This window comes from Bacillus nitroreducens, from assembly GCF_964021195.1.
Map to the genome: position 1 here is coordinate 2,661,626 of NZ_CAXHYI020000003.1, position 17,239 is coordinate 2,678,864.

Genomic DNA, 17,239 nt, shown 5'->3' on the forward strand with positions numbered 1-17,239 from the left:
AATGAATTTAAAAGAATGGAAAGCTGTAGTTGAGGGGCTTTTATTTGCTGCTGGTGATGAAGGTTTAACGTTAAAGCAGGTAGCACTCGTTTTAGAAATTGATGAGGCTACTGCTTTAGACATTATAAATGAGTTGAAGGCTGATTATGGACAATTAGAGCGAGGGATTAATATCGTTGAAGTGGCAGGGACATATCAGCTTACTACGAAAAAGGAACATGCCATTTATCTAAAAAAACTTGTTGAATCACCAACGACTACCTCACTGTCACAGGCTGCATTAGAAACATTGGCCATTATTGCATATCGACAGCCAATAACCCGTGCAGAAATTGAAGAAATTCGAGGGGTAAAGACGGAAAGACCCATTCAAACATTAATAGCGAAAGTATTAATTAAAGAAGTGGGACGTGTTGAAGGTACTGGACGAGCGATTTTGTATGGAACAACAAAGGAGTTCCTGGAGTATTTTGGGTTAAAAACATTGGAGGAACTGCCTCCACTACCTGAAAAAATCGATGAGGAATTTGTTGAGGAGGAAGCCGATCTCTTTTTTGAAAGATTTCAAGAAACGATAGAAGATTCGAAATAATTCACCTTAATCATGCCAACATATGGTAATATGGAGTTAGAAAAAATGGTGGCGAGTGAGGTGGAAATGTGTTAATTAAACAATGTAGTGGATTTGAGTTGGAAAAAACGTTAAAGAATACATTTGAGGATTTTTTTAACCAATCTGAAGTCACATATGTTGAAGATGGGGAAGAAAAGACATTCCAAGTCTTATACTTACGTTATTTTGAGGAACAAAGACAAACATTTACTCCTTTTTCCGAAGACCCAGTTTTTACAATTGATTCAAAAGAAGTTTGTTTCAGGGATCTTGTGGCTTTAGTTTGCTTGCTAAAGAACCCAGAGTATCAAAAGCGAAAACGGGTTTATATTAGTGATCAAAAACTATTTGAAGAACATTTTCAAGACTTTCAATTTGATAGATTGAAAGAAATTTTTACACACCTCCATCATAAAAAAAGCTTTGAAGTAACATCATCATTCATCACTCAAGTATAAAGACAAACCCCAATTGCATTAGTCAATTGGGGTTCATTTTATTTTTGGTTGTAGGATTACAATTTGGCGGATTTATTTCCTTCGTAGATTCCGCTAGTTTGATTAAATAATAGCATTCTTCTCTTGCCATATGATCAGCCATTAATGGGGTGAGGACACCTAATATTTCTTTATTTAATTGCATATCTTCCAATTCTTCTAAAAAACCTTTGAAAATCTTCATTTCTAATTCTACATCATTGTTAAATCGAGAGAGGGCTGGAAATTCATATTGACTCGTACGTAAAAAACCAACCATTTCTACGGCTTTTACATAAAAATCTTCCCATTCCTTGACGAATTTCTCGCTTTTTTTATATAAATCTTTTTCGACTCGATCTAGTTTAGAGACAATTCCACCTGCATGACCAGCTGCGTCTAAAAGCCAAATCAGGTGATGATGGAGGGCATGAGTTGGTGGGACATTTTTCCCTTCTACTAAAAAGCTAGACACCCGAAGCCATTCGTCTAATTCGTTGACCATATGATTAATAAAAGAAGGGGTCAGACTGATGTTAATCTCTCCCACCAATTGTGCTTTTATAATCTCTAATTTAAAAATTCTTAGTTCCCGAGCAGCATCTCTACCTTCGTTCATAATAGTAATGAATGCTTGAGTATTAGTAAACTGGTCTGTAGATTCAAGTAATTGATGGAACGTCATCTCAAAATGCTTTGCTTTTGCAATTCGTTCTTCTTCATTTGGAGCAAAAGAGTCATGTAAAAATTTACTATGGTCGGCAAGAATTTGCATCCAAAACTGAGTTTCAAATAAAGCTTCCTCATTAAACGTACGATTCACTGATAGATCCCCCTTAAAATAGGCTTTTGTCATGGTTTATATATGTATCTGTATGTTGATGAGGGTAAAGAGGTGAAACATCTATACACCCTTTATTTTAAAAAGGAACGAAAAAAGATATTGTGCATACGATAGTGACGATTAAACCTGAGGGGGAGTAAGATGGGGAATCCTAAAAAATATATAGATGATGTGAAACAATGGTTTTTAGAGGTGCAGAATCAATATGCAGGTATACGAAATGAAGATCTTCAATCCAAAATTTCTAGTTTTTCAACCTACTTAGAATCTCAGAATGAAAAGGATATGACATCTGCTGACTTATTTGAATTACAGGAACGAGTAAAGAGCCTATACGAAGTAGGGTTACGTCTTGCAGATGAATACGAAGAATATGAGGAAAACGGAGAGAATAGAAGAGTTGGAGTTGGTCAGCATAAATTACCGCCTCTCCCATATGACTATGATGCACTTGAACCTTATATTTCAAAAGAAATCATGAGACTCCATCACGACAAGCATCATAAAAGCTATGTTGATGGTTTAAACAAGGCTGAAAAAATGATGGAAAAGGCCCGCAATACAGGTGATTATGACTTATTAAAGCATTGGGAAAGAGAAGCGGCTTTTCATGGTTCAGGTCATTATTTGCATACAATTTTTTGGAATGTGATGAAGCCAAATGGTGGAGGTATACCTAGACGAGAACTGCTTCGTCAAATTAATAGAGATTTTGGCAGTTTCGAAGTCTTTAAGAGACATTTCAGTGAAGCGGCAAATAAAGTGGAAGGTGTAGGTTGGGCAATCCTCGTATGGTCTCCAAGAGCTGGTCGCTTAGAAATACTACAATCCGAACGCCATCAACTGATGACACAATGGGATACAATTCCATTACTTGTCTTAGATGTGTGGGAGCATGCATATTATCTACAATATAAAAATGAACGTGCGGAGTATGTGAAAAACTGGTGGAATATCGTAAATTGGGATGAAGTAGAACATCGTTTCCGAGAAGCATCAAAATTGCAGTGGAAACAATATTAATGACTTAAGATTTCTATATTGACCTACTATTGGTCAATTTTTTTTACTTTTTATAAGTTTAGTTTGATGATTCATCGAAGTAGAGGCCACTCCTTTCTGCGGGATGGTAAAGTACTCCTTGTTAACATTTGTTTTGAGTTTGATGCCGACTAGTGAGAGCATTACGCATTTCAAATTTTATTCATATAGGTGGACATGTTATGCATACACTTTTACAAAACGGCAAAAGGGACGGGGATCGAATGACAATTTTACGCAGAAGAGCTGTGACGCTTATCATCATAGCTGTGGTTCTCTTTGGTTTATTACCTCAAAAAACGAGCGCACTTTCTGTTAGTGCAAAAGGTGCGATCTTAATAGAACAAGAGTCTGGCAGAATTTTGTATGAAAAAAATGCCCATCAACGAATGAGAATTGCAAGTATTACAAAAATCATGACTGCTATAATCGCCATTGAGTCAGGAAAACTTGATGAAATGGTAAAAGTTAGTGATAAAGCTGTACGCACGGAAGGTTCGTCCTTGTACTTAAAGCCAAATGAAGAGATTAAACTTGAGCATTTAGTATATGGATTGATGCTTCGTTCTGGTAATGATTCGGCAGTGGCCATTGCTGAGCATGTAGGAGGAAGTTTAGAAGGATTTGTTTTTCTAATGAACCAAAAGGCTGCAGAAATAGGCATGCAAAATACCGAATTTGCTAACCCTCATGGATTAGATGACCATGAAAATCATTTTTCTTCTGCCTATGATATGGCAATTCTAACGCGGTACGCGATGATGAATGAAAAATTTAGAGAAATTTCTGGGACAAAGGTGTATCGGGCTCCTAACCCAACTGAAAAATGGGATCGAGTCTGGAGAAATAAGAATAAGTTATTAACACAACTATACAAACATAGCACAGGTGGTAAAACGGGATACACCAAACGAGCTAAACGAACGTTGGTTTCAACCGCTTCAAAAGACGGAATTGATTTAATTGCTGTCACCATAAACGCCTCTGACGACTGGAATGATCATATGAATATGTTTAATAGAGCCTTTGAAACATATGATTTAGTAGAAGTTGTTAAAGAAGGTGACCTTCAAACCAATGATCCATTTTATAAAGATAAACTATTTGTAGATCATAGTTTTAAATACCCCTTGACTTCAGAAGAGAAAAAACAGATTAAACTTGATATAAGTTTGAACGAACCCGATAAAAAAGAGTGGCGGAAACCAGAAGATGTCCCTGATATTGTAGGTTCGTTAACTGTAACTCTAGGGGATGAACTGATCGAAGAAATGCCTATTTATTTTGATAATGGTAATGTCGCTAAGCCAAAGGAAACATTTTGGGAAACACTTAAAAGCATGTTTTTAGTAATTTTAGGGGTTAGATGACGATGATAAATATCATATGGGTTGCCATGACAATTATCGGAATAATCTTTGCCATCGTGAATGGGACAATAAGTGATGTGAATGAAGCAATTTTTAAAGGAGCTTCTGAAGCTGTAACCATTTGTATTGCATTAATTAGTGTACTTATTTTTTGGTTAGGGTTAATGAGGATAGCCCAAGAGTCTGGATTACTTGAAAAACTATCAAAATTATTCCGTCCGCTCGTTAGTCGTCTATTTCCAGAAGTCCCTGTTGAACATCCTGCAATGGGCTATATGCTTTCAAATATGATTGCCAATATGTTTGGACTAGGAAACGCTGCAACTCCTATGGGAATAAAAGCGATGGAGCAGCTAAGAGAACTCAATGGTGGAAAAACATCTGCAAGCCGTTCAATGGTTACATTCCTAGCTATAAATACTGCAAGCGTAACACTTGTACCTACAACAGTTATTGCAATTAGGATGACCTATGAATCAGCAAGTCCTACTGAGATAGTTGGGCCAACTTTAATCGTTACGGTCCTATCAGCATTTGGTGCAGTACTAATAGATCGTTTCTTTTATTATCGAAGAAAAAAGAGGGGTGACATTGACTGATGACCATCATTAATACTTTGTCACTCTGGCTTATCCCAGGAATCATAGGATTTATTCTTTTATATGGGACCGCAAAGAAAATTCCAACTTATGAAACATTCGTAGAGGGAGGCAAGGAAGGTATTAAAATTGCCTTTTCGATAATGCCGTTTTTAGTCGGCATGCTCGTATCGATTTCCATATTTAGAGCATCTGGTGCGATGGACTTTCTAGTTGATATACTTAAGCCAGCTATGGAATTCGTTGGATTTCCAGCAGAAATCGCACCTCTAGCTTTGATCAGAACAATGTCTGGAACGGCGGCTTTAGGTATGACAACAGATTTAATTGCTACATATGGTCCTGATTCATTTATTGGTAGACTTGCATCCATCATGCAAGGAAGTACGGATACGACCCTCTATGTATTAACTGTCTACTTTGGTGCAGTAGGAATAAAAAAAATGGGGGATGCACTGAAAGTTGGTTTACTCGCAGATTTGCTAGGGATTGTCATTAGTATTGTTGTAGTCACTTTAATATTTGGGACGTAAAACACGCAAAATTTGCGTGTTTTTCTTCGTGATAAAGGATTTTCTAGTAGTAAGGTAGTGGCGTGACTAAAAAGGAAAAATACTAAATCCCCATATTAAATAAAGTTTACTTAAACAGAATGGTTAAAAAAAGACATATTATTAGGAAAGAACTAGGATGGACATACTAGAAAATGTTTTTATCTTGTACAAATACAAAGAAACAAGTAATATGTTTAAGGGGTGAAACATAGATGGAGCGTCTACAAAAAGTAATAGCACATGCAGGTGTAGCTTCGAGAAGAAAAGCCGAAGAGCTTATCGTTGCTGGACATGTGAAAGTAAATGGAAAAGTTGTAAAGGAACTTGGAATTAAGGTAAGTTCAAATGATAAAATTGAGGTAAGCGGCATCCCACTAGAGCGGGAAGAGCCTGTTTATTATTTATTTTATAAACCACGTTCTGTGATATCGAGTGTAAGTGATGATAAAGGCAGAAAGGTGGTAACTGACTTTTTTCAAGAAATTAAAGAACGGATTTATCCTGTTGGAAGACTTGACTATGATACATCAGGCTTACTTTTGTTAACGAATGATGGAGAATTTGCTAATCTTCTAACACATCCAAAATATGAAATTGAAAAAGTGTATGTTGCAAAGGTAAAAGGTATCCCGTCAAAGGAAAAGCTTCGTCAATTAGAAAGAGGCATAGTGCTTGAAGATGGGAAGACTGCCCCTGCAAAAGTTAAACTTATTTCAATGGACAAGCGTAAGCAAACATCGATTATCGAGATCAGCATTCACGAAGGTAGAAACAGGCAAGTTAAGAGAATGTTCGAAGCGATTGGTCATCAGGTCATGAAGCTTAAAAGAGAAAGATTTGGTTTTCTTACTCTACAAGGTTTACATACAGGTGAATTTAGAGAACTTTTACCACATGAAGTAAAACAACTGAGGGCTCTAGCAAGTACGAAAGATAATCGCTTATCATGAAAGGTTGAGTGAACAGTGTTCACTCGCCTGAATGAAGGTAATATTTTAAAACGTTTTCTGGAAGTGTCAACTCTCCTGAGTGTTTTCTTATCATGCTGGTTAAAAAACTAACGAAAATAATTCTCAATTGTCACATAACCTTCAAAATGTTGACAATGTAGCCATATTATATAGTGCTATAATGGCAGGTGAAGTACACATCTAATACGAATATAAGGGAGACTTCAAATGAACAAGAAAAAGCGACGATTAGTTATTCGAACAATTATTTTATCACTTCTCGCCGCTGCACTAGTGTATACATTGTATATAAATTTCTTTACAAGCAAGGAAAAGGTTGCAGTTGGGGATATGGCACCTGATTTTGTTGTAACGGACTTAGATGGGAAAGAACATCATTTATCAGAATATAGAGGGGAAAAAGGTATATTCTTAAATTTCTGGGGTACGTGGTGTGAGCCATGTAAACGTGAATTCCCTTATATTGATACATATTATCAGGACTATAAAGATCAAGGAGTTGAGGTCATCGCAATTAATGTCGGTGAACCGAAATTCAGTGTAAATAACTTTATCGAACAATACAATCTATCATTTCCAGTTACGATCGATAAGGGTAATCAGCTGTTAAATGCCTATGGAATTGACCCATTACCAACGACTTTACTAATTGATAAAGATGGAAAAGTCGTCAAGATAATCACTGGTGAGATGACGAGCAAGATGGTACGAGAATACATGGAGCTAATAAAGCCATAGGGAGTAATTTTTTTATGGAAAACGTTAAATGTGAATGTGGACATGTAAATCCACACGGAACGATTTTTTGTGAAGCTTGTGGTAAACCTGTACAAAATGAAGAAACACAAGGTGACAAGGAGAAAAAGCAATTACTTGATATGAGGTATGAGGGAAGTGCAAGGCGCTCCCAAACCTATAATAAAACAATTGTTGACAAAATTTGGAATTTCTTTTCTTCTGTAAAAGTTGGAATTTGGATTATTGTTGTGCTATTAGTTGCATCTGCACTTGGAACGATATATCCTCAGGAATTATACATACCTCCAGCAATGGATCCAGCTGATTTTTATGAAGAAGAGTACGGAATTACTGGAAGATTATACTATCAATTGGGCTTCCATAACCTTTATGGGTCATGGTGGTACATGATACTCATAGCAATGCTCGGTATTTCTTTAATTATTTGTAGTATTGACCGAGTGGTCCCATTATATAAAGCTTTGAAAAAACAAGGTGTAACACGTCATGAAAATTTCTTAAAAAGACAGCGTGTTTATGGGAAAAGCGGCGTTGAGAATGTGGATAATGATTTTGAAACGGTTAAGGAAAAACTTAGAAAAAAACGTTATTCGGTTCGTGAAGAAAATGGAAATATACTAGCCGAAAAGGGTCGTTTTTCAAGATGGGGCCCATATGTAAACCATTGTGGTCTAATTATTTTCCTCATAGGGGCAATGCTCCGCTTCGTACCTGGAATGTATGTGGATGAGGTAATTTGGATCCGTGAAGGAGAAACTGCTAGTCTTCCAGGAACAAATGGAAAATATTATTTGGAAAGTGAAAAGTTTATTGTAGAAGTTTATGAGAAGGGTAAAGAAAAAGAAGTCTTTGACGAGGCTCTTGACATTGCTGGTAGTGGAATGGTTGTGAAAAACTTCCAAACTGACGTGAAATTATATGAACGTGTTGATGAAATCATTCCTGGCGTGGAACCAGAGTTAAAAGAAGTTAAAACACATCAAATTCAAGTGAACAAGCCATTAAAACATGATCATTATGCTGTCTATCAAGTTGATTACAAATTAAATGAATTTAGTACAATGTCATTTAATATGGTGGACAAAGAGACAAATCAGGAGTTTGGTTCAATTACGATTAATTTAAGAGATCCGCAAGAAAAATATGACCTAGGCAATGGTTATTCCATTGAACTTGCAAGTTATTTTCCAGATTTCTTTTTTAATGACGAAGGTGAACCATCTACAAAAACAAGGGTACCAAACAACCCAGCATTTGTTTTCAAAATGTTTGCGCCTGATAAACCAGAAGGAGAAATTAGTTTCGTAGCCATTCAGCAAAATATTGAGCCGATGGGTGATAATAAATATAAAATGGCTTTTTCTGGTGTGGATATGAAGAATGTTTCTGGCTTAACGGTTAGAAGAGACTTTACCTTATGGATTCTAGCTGTAGGTGGAGCCATTTTTATGATAGGGGTTATCCAAGGCTCATACTGGCATCATCGTCGTATTTGGATTCAGCGGAAAAATAACGAGGTGATTGTTGCTGGGCATACGAATAAGAACTGGTTTGGTTTGAAAAATGAAATTCGTTATGTCTTAGCAGATACAGGGATCGCGGAACCTATTGATCAAGTTGATGCAAAAAATAAGGAAAATAAGGAGGGATAATAATGGCTGAATTAAGTTCAAATCTCCTTTATGCAGCTTTTTTACTTTATCTAGTTGCAACATTTATTTTTGGTGGTGCGATTCGTGATAATAAAAGTACAAATGGGTATAACCGATGGTCACAAATCGGGATTATCATTACGACATTAGGATTTGCAGCACATTTAGGCTATTTTATCACCAGATGGATTGCGGCAGGACATGCACCAGTAAGTAATTTATTCGAATTTATTACTGCCTTTGGAATGATGCTAGTTCTAGCGTTTATTATTATTTATTTTATTTATAAATCCAGTATATTAGGATTGTTTACATTACCAATTGCACTAATCATAATTGCGTATGGTAGTATGTTTTCAAGTGAAATCTCGCCATTAATCCCGGCGTTACAAAGTGACTGGCTCCACATACATGTTATTACAGCAGCATTAGGGCAGGCAATTCTTGCCATTAGCTTCGTAGCGGGGATTCTGTATCTATTAAAGGCTGTCGATCAATCTGTGAGAAGCAAGGAAACAATTTGGTTAGAATTTGTTATGTATGTATTAGTAGTTGTCGTGGGATTTGTTGTCATATCATCGACATTTGGAGCGATGAAATATGAATCGGCATTCTCATGGGTAGATAAAGAGGGTGTTGAGGCTGAAATGGTCTTTACTTTACCTGCTTTAGTCGTACCAAATGAAGGAGAATTATTGACAGACGGTAAGTTTTCTAGTGGCATAGAATTGCCAGCAATTCTAAGCGCAAGAAAAGTAAATACAGTCCTTTGGTCCATTATTGTAGGAACTATTTTATATGGACTATTGCGTTTAATTTTACGTAAACGTATCGGTGCAGCATTGCAGCCATTAACAAAAAGGCTAAATTTAGACCTTACCGATGAAATTGGGTATCGTTCGGTAGCAATTGGTTTCCCAGTCTTTACGTTAGGTGCTTTGATTTTTGCGATGATTTGGGCACAAATTGCCTGGACTCGTTTCTGGGGTTGGGATCCAAAAGAAGTCTGGGCCCTTATCACCTGGCTCTTCTATGCAGCATTTCTTCACCTCAGACTTTCAAAAGGGTGGCATGGTAAAAAATCTGCATGGTTAGCAGTCGTAGGATTCTTTATCATTATGTTTAATACAATATTTGTAAACCTAGTAATTGCAGGATTACACTCATATGCATAAAGGGAGAGCTACTAGAAGAAGTATTTTCCTTCTGAAGTGACTAGAATCTAGCCATTCAGCAAAAATAGTATTCATGGTAGACAAATTAAAGCCTTCATCAAGTGATGAAGGCTTTTTTAATCTTTGTAATACTATATTTGTGTCGGAATTTTGACTTTTATCATTAATGGGAATACTAAGTGTGATATATGTTATAGCAAATTATGAAGAATTTATGTACGATAGATATATAGAAAAATATTCTTTCGAAAAAGAAATTGGAGGAATACGAATTATGGAAAAAGAAGCTAAAATATTAGTCGTTGACGACGAGGAAAGAATTCGTCGTTTACTTAAAATGTATTTAGAACGTGAAAATTATGTGATTGAAGAAGCAGACAATGGGAACGATGCTCTTGATAAGGCATTTAAAAATGAGTACGATCTGATCCTATTAGATCTTATGATGCCAGGAAAAGATGGAATAGAAGTATGCCGAGAATTACGCGAGAAAAAATCAACCCCAATTATCATGCTTACTGCAAAAGGTGAAGAAGTGAACCGCGTACAAGGATTTGAAGTTGGAACAGATGACTATATCGTAAAACCATTCAGTCCAAGGGAAGTTGTTCTTCGTGTAAAAGCTTTATTAAGAAGAGCATCCCTAACCACGTACCTTCAAACTGAAACCACCGCTAAGGATATTATTGTTTTTCCACATTTAACAATTGATAATGATGCGCACCGTGTCGTTGCAGATGGAAAAGAAGTGAACTTAACACCAAAGGAATATGAATTATTATGTTTCCTTGCAAAATCACCTGACAAGGTATTTGATCGTGAGCAGTTGTTAAAAGACGTATGGCATTATGAATTCTTCGGAGATTTACGTACGGTTGATACACACGTTAAACGGTTACGTGAAAAATTAAATAAAGTCTCTCAAGATGCAGCAAAAATGATTGTTACTGTTTGGGGTGTTGGTTACAAATTTGAGGTCGGCCAGGAATGAAATTTTGGCGGAGTGTTGTAGGAAAACTTTGGGCAACCATTCTTTTATTGTTTTCCTTTGTTTTATTTGTATTAACGATTCTTTTTATGGAGTATTTTGAGAATTACCATATTCAAGAAGCTGAACGAAATTTAACGCAACTAGCAGCAAATATTGCTGTTATTATGGAGCAGCATGAGGATAAAGAATTTGCAAGGTCTCTAGCATGGGAGCTTGTGAATGACGAAACAAAGGTCATAATAGTTGCTGATGAAGACACAATGTGGGTGTCCCCAGATAGAGAATTAGTGGCGAATATACCAGTTACTCTTATAACTGAAGATCCTGATCTAAAACGTGTTATAACTAAGGATCAAAACGAAAGTAAACGAATAGATTTGCCTGAAAAGTTTAATTTAAATCAACAATCTCAAGAGCTTTTTGTGGTGGGGTCACCCCTTCATATTGAAGATGATCAAGAAGGTGCGGTATTTCTTTATCAATCATTAGATGTTGTTAAAAGCACAACACAACATACAACCAAATTTATTGTCTTAGCTGCAGGAATTGGGATTGTTTTAACTACAGTCTTTGCCTTTTTCCTACTCACCCGTATTACAGCTCCATTACGCAAAATGAGGGAAGCGGCTTTTGAGGTAGCAAGAGGAAAATTCGACACGAAGGTTCCCATTTTAACACATGATGAAATAGGTGCCTTAGGAATGGCATTAAATCAAATGGGAAGGCAATTAAAATATAATATAAATGCCCTAAATCAAGAGAAAGAACAGCTTGCGAGTATTTTAAATAGTATGGCGGACGGAGTTATCACTTTAAACCGAGATGGAACGATATTGGTAACAAATCCACCTGCTGAGCGATTTTTGCAAGCTTGGTATTATCAACAAGGTATGTATCAGGATGTTGGAGAAGAACTTCCACCTGAGGTAAGAGATTTATTTCAGCGCTCTGTTTCGTTTGAAAAAGAGCAATTTATTGAGATTAGCCTACAAGGAAGAACGTGGGTTATCTTAATGAGTCCGCTATATAATCAAACATATATCAGAGGTGCCGTTGCTGTCCTTCGTGATATGACTGAAGAAAGGCGTCTGGATAAACTTCGTGAGGACTTTATTGCCAATGTTTCACACGAACTCCGTACCCCAATTGCAATGCTTCAAGGGTATAGTGAAGCAATAATGGATGATATTGCAAGCTCAGAAGAAGAGCGTAAAGAGCTTACTAAAGTGATCTATGACGAATCTTTACGGATGGGGCGACTCGTCAATGAATTGTTAGACTTGGCGAGAATGCAATCAGGGAATATTACGTTGAATAAAGAAACAGTCGATTTCGACTCACTAGTAGAACGTGTGATTCGGAAATTCCAAGGGGTGGCCAAGGAAAATCAAATTACCTTAACTGCTACAAAGGAAGAAGACATAGGGGAAATCTATTTAGATTCTGACCGAATTGAACAAGTATTTACTAATTTGATTGATAATGCAATCAGACATACGGATGAAAATGGTAAAGTTGAGGTCCATGTTACTGGACAGGAGACATCTGTTAAAGTAGATATAACAGACACTGGTACTGGTATTCCAGAAGAGGATTTACCATTTGTATTTGAGCGTTTTTATAAAGCAGACAAAGCAAGAACTAGAGGAAAGTCAGGTACTGGCTTAGGACTAGCTATCGTAAAAAATATTGTGGCTGCGCATAATGGTAACATCTCTGTCCATAGTAAACTTGGCGAAGGAACGACATTTACATTCATAATTCCTCGAAAAAGTGAATAATTTGGTTGAATGTGGCGAAGAATCTTGTTCCATAAGAAACATGTTGTAAAAGTGAAATACTTCAAGTAATATAAATAATGTCATAAAAAATTAAATCATGAATCGGAATTATAGGTGTCAGAGAAGCTTTTTTCTCTTTAGACTTAATAGGGAATCTGGTGTGAATCCAGAACTGCCCCCGCAACTGTATAGGTGGACGAAATGAGAAGAACCACTGTATGAATAAATGGCAAATGCTGTTAATCATATGGGAAGGACTCAAAGTAGGAAGAAACCATAGTCAGTAGACCTGCCTAATTTCGAACGAATTTTAATTCTTCGGGGTGTAGGAATTAACACTAAAGCTTTTGGCTTTATTGTTTTTTCGTATTGTATACAAAGCTCACCCTATTGGGTGGGTTTTTTTATCTTTTGTAGTAGGTGCAAAAAGTACTATACATAGATGTAATAATTAGGCTCTTTGCAAAAAAATGTTGTGTTTAACGTATAAAGTGGAACCAATTGATTGAAGCGTAAAGGCGGTGACACTAGCGGGAAAAGCGTGCACTCGAGGCCAGGTAGGACCCGCGAAAAACTTCCGCTCACAACGTAAATCAAAAGGTTAAAAAAACAACAGATTTTGTGAAAACTGCCATTAACTAACACAGAGGGAGCTAGGGAAATGAAAAAAATATTATTTGTTTTACTATCTTTAGGATTATTATTTGGATGTAGCAATGAAGGAACAACGAACGATACTTCCAATAACGATGCTTCAGAGAGTGCGAATCAAGAAGAAAAAGCTGAAATCGTTACAGTAGTAATTTCTAAAAACAACGGAGAAGAAATCATTGAAGAAAAAGAAATTGAAATTGAATCAGGTAAAGAAGTTACTGTAATGGATGTTATGCAAGAAAATTTTGAAGTCGAGACACAATTTGATGGTGCTTTTGTGGCCAGCATTAATGGGGTAGCTGGAAGTGACGAAGAGAAAACATCATGGTTCTATTACATAAACGGTGAAGAAGCAATGGTTGGAGCAAATGAATACAAAGTGGAGCCTGAAGACAAAATCGAATTTGACTTACACTCGTGGGAATAATTAATGAATGTATCGGTTAAAAACCTTACGCTGCTTTCGATGTTAATCGCATTGTCTGTTGTTGGGAGAATTACATTTACATTCCTTCCGAATGTGCAGCCTACAACTGTGATTATCATCATTACAGGCTTGTTTTTAGGGCCACTTTATGGTGTGATTATAGCTGTTTTAAGCGCAGTTTTATCGAACCTTGTTTTGGGGATGGGTTTATGGACATTCGGGCAAATCATCGCATGGGCTATAATTGGTGTACTTAGTGGATTGATTCGGAAGTACCGCGATCGCATCCCAGCCATTTTGCTGTCCATCTATGCGGTGTTTTGTGGTTTTCTATATGGATTCATCATCTCATTACCTCTTTATTTATTGTCTGGTAAGTTCATTGCTTATTATTTAGCTGGTCTTCCATTTGATTTGAGTCATGCAATTGGAAATGGCGTGTTTTTTCTTATCCTCTATCCAATCTTAAGACTATTATTCTTGAAAAATGTCACAATCGCAAAGTAAGGAAGAATATTACCATAATATTCTTCCTTTTTTCATGAAAACATACTATATTGGGAGTGTAACTTTTTTATGAGTATAAACGACAAATAAATGAACGGGAGGATTTGCTATGGATTCCTTGTTTGAGGAACTATATGAAAAGTATCATCACGATGTCTTCTCCTTCTTATTTTATATGGTAAAAAATCGTGAACTAGCTGAAGATCTCGTTCAGGAAGTTTATATAAGGGTTTTAAAATCATATGATAGATTCGAAGGAAAAAGTAGTGAGAAAACATGGTTGTTTTCAATCGCAAGACATGTTGCCATCGATTCATTTCGAAAACAAAAAGGCTGGAAACAACGTATTTTAGATACCTTTGATTGGAGTCGCCAAGAGGTAAAGGATTATGCGCCACTTCCAGAAGAAATCGCTCTGCAGAATGAGGAAATTCAAACAATGTACCGCTGTTTGGACCGTTGTACCACTGATCAGAGGATGGTGCTCATTTTACGATTTCTTCAATCATTATCAATTGCTGAAACAGCGCAAGCTCTTGGTTGGACGGAGAGTAAAGTTAAGACGACACAACATAGAGGTCTTAAAGTATTAAAGTCGTATATGGAAGAATTAGCTGTAAAGGAGGGAGTAGATGATGAAAAAATCAAAGTGGAGTGATGAAAAAATTGAGCATTTGTTGACACAAATGCCTGAGATTAAAGATAGGCGAGATCCACACGAGATTTATCAAAATATAACCCTTAATATGCATAAGAAAAAGAAGAGGTTCTGGGTTGTACCAAGTATTGCCTCTGCAGCTGCTGTGCTACTATTAGTCATCTTAGCCCCTTCATTCTTAAATAATATGAATAATAGCAGTAATGATTCTGCCGAAATGGCAAAAGAAAATACGCGTTTAGCGATGGATTCAAATTCAAAAGAAACAGTACCAGTGGAAGAAGAGGTAAGCATTCTAGAAAAAAGCCAAAATCCTGAGCGAAATGAAGAATACAATACGTTTTCATTTGAAGATCAATCGAGTCAAAACTATGTAGTAAACACCATTGGAGAAAATGAAGTCCTGTTAACATACGGTGTATATTTAGGTGGAGCCATGTTTCCTGCTGTCGTTTCAATTGCTGTAGAATCAGATGGGGGAAACCTTGTAGAGCAATGGCAAAAGCACCTCTCAACGGTTAATGGCATTATTCGAGCAAACCCAAGTTGGGGAATTGATGAAGTCCCAGAATCCTACTTTTTGGATTTCTCAGAAATAGAAACGAATAACCAATCTAAAGCGGTAAAGGTTGAAGTAAATAACACCATTCAAACAGAGTCCTTTGCGACAGCTGAATCGGATCAATTTAGACAAACAATCAATTCATTCCGATACATGTTACAAGGCTATCAACATGTTGAGCTTTATCAACATAATCAAAAAGGTGTAATCATCGGACAGACGGGTATTGTAGAAAATCATATTGATGTGGAAGAAGATACAAAAAAGGCATATTTATCTTATCAAAATGAAGAATCAGACCGTAAAATTTTAGCCCTATCCTATGATAACTATCAAACAATCGAACAAGCATTTGATGCCATGGATGCAGAAACTGAGCAAGGTGATTATTCTCTTCGTCCAACCATCATATCCGATATAAAAGAAGTTAAGACAGACGAAGATCGGTTAGAGGTTCATTTTAGTGAGAATGCGGTTTTAGAGAATACCGATGATTATATTCTAATGCTTGATGCGATGCTGTTAACAGCGAAAGAATTCAATTTTAAAACCGTTACTTTTTACGGAAATATAGATCAGATTGGGCACGTACCATTTGGAGAACCAGTATCGGTTCCACTTGCTCCAAATCCTTTATAGATCGATTTAAGAGGCACTTAGATGTCTCTTTTTTTATGTTAAAAATACTTTTTTAGGAAAATGTTTACATAATTTATGAAGATTTTCAAATACTGTTAGGGTGTTTCAAATTGCATTCAGAAAAAATATCACTGGGTGCGGTTGACTCAAGCAGGTGGTATGGAAAGACAAGTAAAAAATGATAGCAGCATTAATTGTTCAATTTTTGAGGAGGATCATAATGTTAGTTAAACGATTTTCAATGGTTGCATTACTAGCGACATGTTTGGGATTATCCTTTATTGGAGGACAAAATGTCGATGCTCATGAACGTTCAGAAAATATAACGGAGGAGTGGGCATGGCCCGTCGTAGGGAGAATCACTGATACGTTTGGAACTCGGCAGGGGAATCATAAAGGGCTGGATATCGCTGCTCCACTTGGAGATCACATATATGCAGTTGAAGAAGGTATCGTTAAAAATTCAAATTACAAAGGATCGTATGGACATGTTGTCTTTATTGAACATCCAAATGGATATGAAACAGTCTATGCACACCTTAGTAAACGGATTGTTCAAGAAGGAGAAAAAGTGGAAAAAGGTCAATTGATAGGCTATATAGGAAGTACTGGTAGATCGACTGGTCCTCATTTGCATTTTGAAGTACATAATGGTGAATGGAATTCGTCCAGAAATAATGCGATTGATCCACTATATATGCTAACAGACGAACAGATTCTTGTTCCCGCATTAATGGCGCAGGAAGATGAAGAGGTGTCAAAAAACCTTGAAACTTATACGGTCAAAGCTGGAGATTGTTTATCAGTGATTGCGAATAAGGTTGGAGTTTCTGTTGAGGAAATTAAAGACCTGAATCGATTGACGAATGATTTAATCTTTCCTGAGCAAGTTCTAATTTTACAATAGTTCGTCAAGGCCGACAATAAAGAGTGTCCTACTTTTCAATGTGAGTCATCAAGATAATA

18 protein-coding genes and 1 riboswitch are annotated in these 17,239 nt (G+C 36.6%); of the genes, 17 read left to right on the forward strand and 1 reads right to left on the reverse strand.

What is annotated here, in order from left to right; all coding sequences use genetic code 11:
- Position 1 precedes the first annotated feature (1 nt).
- Together scpB and ACWPVE_RS16800 are read left to right on the forward strand one after the other, a co-directional pair.
- Entirely contained in the window at positions 2-592 is a 591-nt protein-coding gene (scpB, locus tag ACWPVE_RS16795) for an SMC-Scp complex subunit ScpB (protein WP_453995310.1), read from the forward strand.
- A gap of 68 nt (positions 593-660) precedes the next feature.
- The gene (locus ACWPVE_RS16800) at positions 661-1,071 is read left to right on the forward strand and encodes a hypothetical protein (protein WP_453995312.1); all 411 of its coding nucleotides are present in this window, start codon (positions 661-663) and stop codon (positions 1,069-1,071) included.
- Positions 1,072-1,093: 22 nt separating this feature from the next.
- Here ACWPVE_RS16800 and ACWPVE_RS16805 read toward each other — a convergent pair whose 3' ends face one another.
- The gene (locus ACWPVE_RS16805) at positions 1,094-1,912 is read right to left on the reverse strand and encodes a DUF2935 domain-containing protein (protein ID WP_453995314.1); all 819 of its coding nucleotides are present in this window, start codon (positions 1,910-1,912) and stop codon (positions 1,094-1,096) included.
- A 162-nt stretch (positions 1,913-2,074) separates the two neighbouring features.
- On the opposite strand from ACWPVE_RS16805, the gene ACWPVE_RS16810 reads away from it, so the two are divergent.
- The 15 genes from ACWPVE_RS16810 to ACWPVE_RS16880 all read left to right on the forward strand — a co-directional run bounded on the left by ACWPVE_RS16810 (position 2,075) and on the right by ACWPVE_RS16880 (position 17,180).
- Complete coding sequence (locus tag ACWPVE_RS16810; protein ID WP_453995316.1) at positions 2,075-2,956, forward strand: superoxide dismutase; 882 nt, start codon at positions 2,075-2,077, stop codon at positions 2,954-2,956.
- A 242-nt stretch (positions 2,957-3,198) separates the two neighbouring features.
- Positions 3,199-4,344, forward strand: a complete 1,146-nt coding sequence (locus ACWPVE_RS16815; protein WP_453997604.1) for a D-alanyl-D-alanine carboxypeptidase family protein — start codon at positions 3,199-3,201, stop codon at positions 4,342-4,344.
- Between the two features lie 2 nt (positions 4,345-4,346).
- Positions 4,347-4,943: a nucleoside recognition domain-containing protein gene (locus ACWPVE_RS16820; RefSeq protein WP_453995318.1), complete on the forward strand. Its 597-nt coding sequence runs from the start codon at positions 4,347-4,349 to the stop codon at positions 4,941-4,943.
- Positions 4,943-5,476 (forward strand): spore maturation protein, encoded by a 534-nt coding sequence (locus ACWPVE_RS16825; RefSeq protein WP_453995320.1) that lies wholly within the window; start codon positions 4,943-4,945, stop codon positions 5,474-5,476. Before ACWPVE_RS16820 ends, ACWPVE_RS16825 begins: the two co-directional genes overlap by 1 nt.
- Before the next feature lie 233 nt (positions 5,477-5,709).
- Entirely contained in the window at positions 5,710-6,447 is a 738-nt protein-coding gene (gene rluB, locus ACWPVE_RS16830) for a 23S rRNA pseudouridine(2605) synthase RluB (protein ID WP_453995322.1), read from the forward strand.
- Positions 6,448-6,675: 228 nt separating this feature from the next.
- Positions 6,676-7,206 (forward strand): thiol-disulfide oxidoreductase ResA, encoded by a 531-nt coding sequence (resA, locus tag ACWPVE_RS16835; RefSeq protein WP_453995324.1) that lies wholly within the window; start codon positions 6,676-6,678, stop codon positions 7,204-7,206.
- A gap of 14 nt (positions 7,207-7,220) precedes the next feature.
- The gene (locus tag ACWPVE_RS16840) at positions 7,221-8,879 is read left to right on the forward strand and encodes a cytochrome c biogenesis protein ResB (protein ID WP_453995326.1); all 1,659 of its coding nucleotides are present in this window, start codon (positions 7,221-7,223) and stop codon (positions 8,877-8,879) included.
- A 2-nt stretch (positions 8,880-8,881) separates the two neighbouring features.
- Complete coding sequence (ccsB, locus tag ACWPVE_RS16845) at positions 8,882-10,054, forward strand: c-type cytochrome biogenesis protein CcsB (protein ID WP_453995328.1); 1,173 nt, start codon at positions 8,882-8,884, stop codon at positions 10,052-10,054.
- Positions 10,055-10,328: 274 nt separating this feature from the next.
- Complete coding sequence (locus ACWPVE_RS16850) at positions 10,329-11,045, forward strand: response regulator transcription factor (RefSeq protein WP_453995330.1); 717 nt, start codon at positions 10,329-10,331, stop codon at positions 11,043-11,045.
- Positions 11,042-12,826, forward strand: a complete 1,785-nt coding sequence (locus ACWPVE_RS16855; RefSeq protein WP_453995332.1) for an ATP-binding protein — start codon at positions 11,042-11,044, stop codon at positions 12,824-12,826. The genes ACWPVE_RS16850 and ACWPVE_RS16855 overlap by 4 nt, the downstream gene beginning before the upstream one ends.
- A gap of 93 nt (positions 12,827-12,919) precedes the next feature.
- Positions 12,920-13,137: riboswitch (cobalamin riboswitch) on the forward strand.
- A 350-nt stretch (positions 13,138-13,487) separates the two neighbouring features.
- The gene (locus ACWPVE_RS16860; protein WP_453995334.1) at positions 13,488-13,907 is read left to right on the forward strand and encodes a DUF4430 domain-containing protein; all 420 of its coding nucleotides are present in this window, start codon (positions 13,488-13,490) and stop codon (positions 13,905-13,907) included.
- 3 nt (positions 13,908-13,910) lie between these two features.
- On the forward strand, positions 13,911-14,414 hold the full coding sequence (locus ACWPVE_RS16865) for an ECF transporter S component (RefSeq protein WP_453995336.1): 504 nt from the start codon (positions 13,911-13,913) through the stop codon (positions 14,412-14,414).
- Between the two features lie 109 nt (positions 14,415-14,523).
- Complete coding sequence (gene sigX / locus ACWPVE_RS16870) at positions 14,524-15,072, forward strand: RNA polymerase sigma factor SigX (protein ID WP_453995338.1); 549 nt, start codon at positions 14,524-14,526, stop codon at positions 15,070-15,072.
- On the forward strand, positions 15,047-16,273 hold the full coding sequence (locus ACWPVE_RS16875; protein ID WP_453995340.1) for a hypothetical protein: 1,227 nt from the start codon (positions 15,047-15,049) through the stop codon (positions 16,271-16,273). Before sigX ends, ACWPVE_RS16875 begins: the two co-directional genes overlap by 26 nt.
- 220 nt (positions 16,274-16,493) lie before the next feature.
- A complete protein-coding gene (locus ACWPVE_RS16880; protein ID WP_453995342.1) occupies positions 16,494-17,180 on the forward strand; it encodes a peptidoglycan DD-metalloendopeptidase family protein in 687 nt (228 codons plus the stop codon).
- Positions 17,181-17,239: the final 59 nt, after the last annotated feature.

What these genes read in the sequence shown, in the direction of transcription:
- rluB (WP_453995322.1), top strand. Translation starts at nt 5,710, where the DNA reads ATGGAGCGTCTACAAAAAGTAATAGCACATGCAGGTGTAGCTTCGAGA.
- ACWPVE_RS16865 (WP_453995336.1), top strand. Translation starts at nt 13,911, where the DNA reads ATGAATGTATCGGTTAAAAACCTTACGCTGCTTTCGATGTTAATCGCA.
- ACWPVE_RS16855 (WP_453995332.1), top strand. Translation starts at nt 11,042, where the DNA reads ATGAAATTTTGGCGGAGTGTTGTAGGAAAACTTTGGGCAACCATTCTT.
- resA (WP_453995324.1), top strand. Translation starts at nt 6,676, where the DNA reads ATGAACAAGAAAAAGCGACGATTAGTTATTCGAACAATTATTTTATCA.
- ACWPVE_RS16880 (WP_453995342.1), top strand. Translation starts at nt 16,494, where the DNA reads ATGTTAGTTAAACGATTTTCAATGGTTGCATTACTAGCGACATGTTTG.
- ACWPVE_RS16860 (WP_453995334.1), top strand. Translation starts at nt 13,488, where the DNA reads ATGAAAAAAATATTATTTGTTTTACTATCTTTAGGATTATTATTTGGA.
- ACWPVE_RS16875 (WP_453995340.1), top strand. Translation starts at nt 15,047, where the DNA reads ATGATGAAAAAATCAAAGTGGAGTGATGAAAAAATTGAGCATTTGTTG.
- ACWPVE_RS16820 (WP_453995318.1), top strand. Translation starts at nt 4,347, where the DNA reads ATGATAAATATCATATGGGTTGCCATGACAATTATCGGAATAATCTTT.
- ACWPVE_RS16840 (WP_453995326.1), top strand. Translation starts at nt 7,221, where the DNA reads ATGGAAAACGTTAAATGTGAATGTGGACATGTAAATCCACACGGAACG.
- ccsB (WP_453995328.1), top strand. Translation starts at nt 8,882, where the DNA reads ATGGCTGAATTAAGTTCAAATCTCCTTTATGCAGCTTTTTTACTTTAT.
- scpB (WP_453995310.1), top strand. Translation starts at nt 2, where the DNA reads ATGAATTTAAAAGAATGGAAAGCTGTAGTTGAGGGGCTTTTATTTGCT.
- ACWPVE_RS16850 (WP_453995330.1), top strand. Translation starts at nt 10,329, where the DNA reads ATGGAAAAAGAAGCTAAAATATTAGTCGTTGACGACGAGGAAAGAATT.
- ACWPVE_RS16810 (WP_453995316.1), top strand. Translation starts at nt 2,075, where the DNA reads ATGGGGAATCCTAAAAAATATATAGATGATGTGAAACAATGGTTTTTA.
- ACWPVE_RS16825 (WP_453995320.1), top strand. Translation starts at nt 4,943, where the DNA reads ATGACCATCATTAATACTTTGTCACTCTGGCTTATCCCAGGAATCATA.
- ACWPVE_RS16815 (WP_453997604.1), top strand. Translation starts at nt 3,199, where the DNA reads ATGACAATTTTACGCAGAAGAGCTGTGACGCTTATCATCATAGCTGTG.
- sigX (WP_453995338.1), top strand. Translation starts at nt 14,524, where the DNA reads ATGGATTCCTTGTTTGAGGAACTATATGAAAAGTATCATCACGATGTC.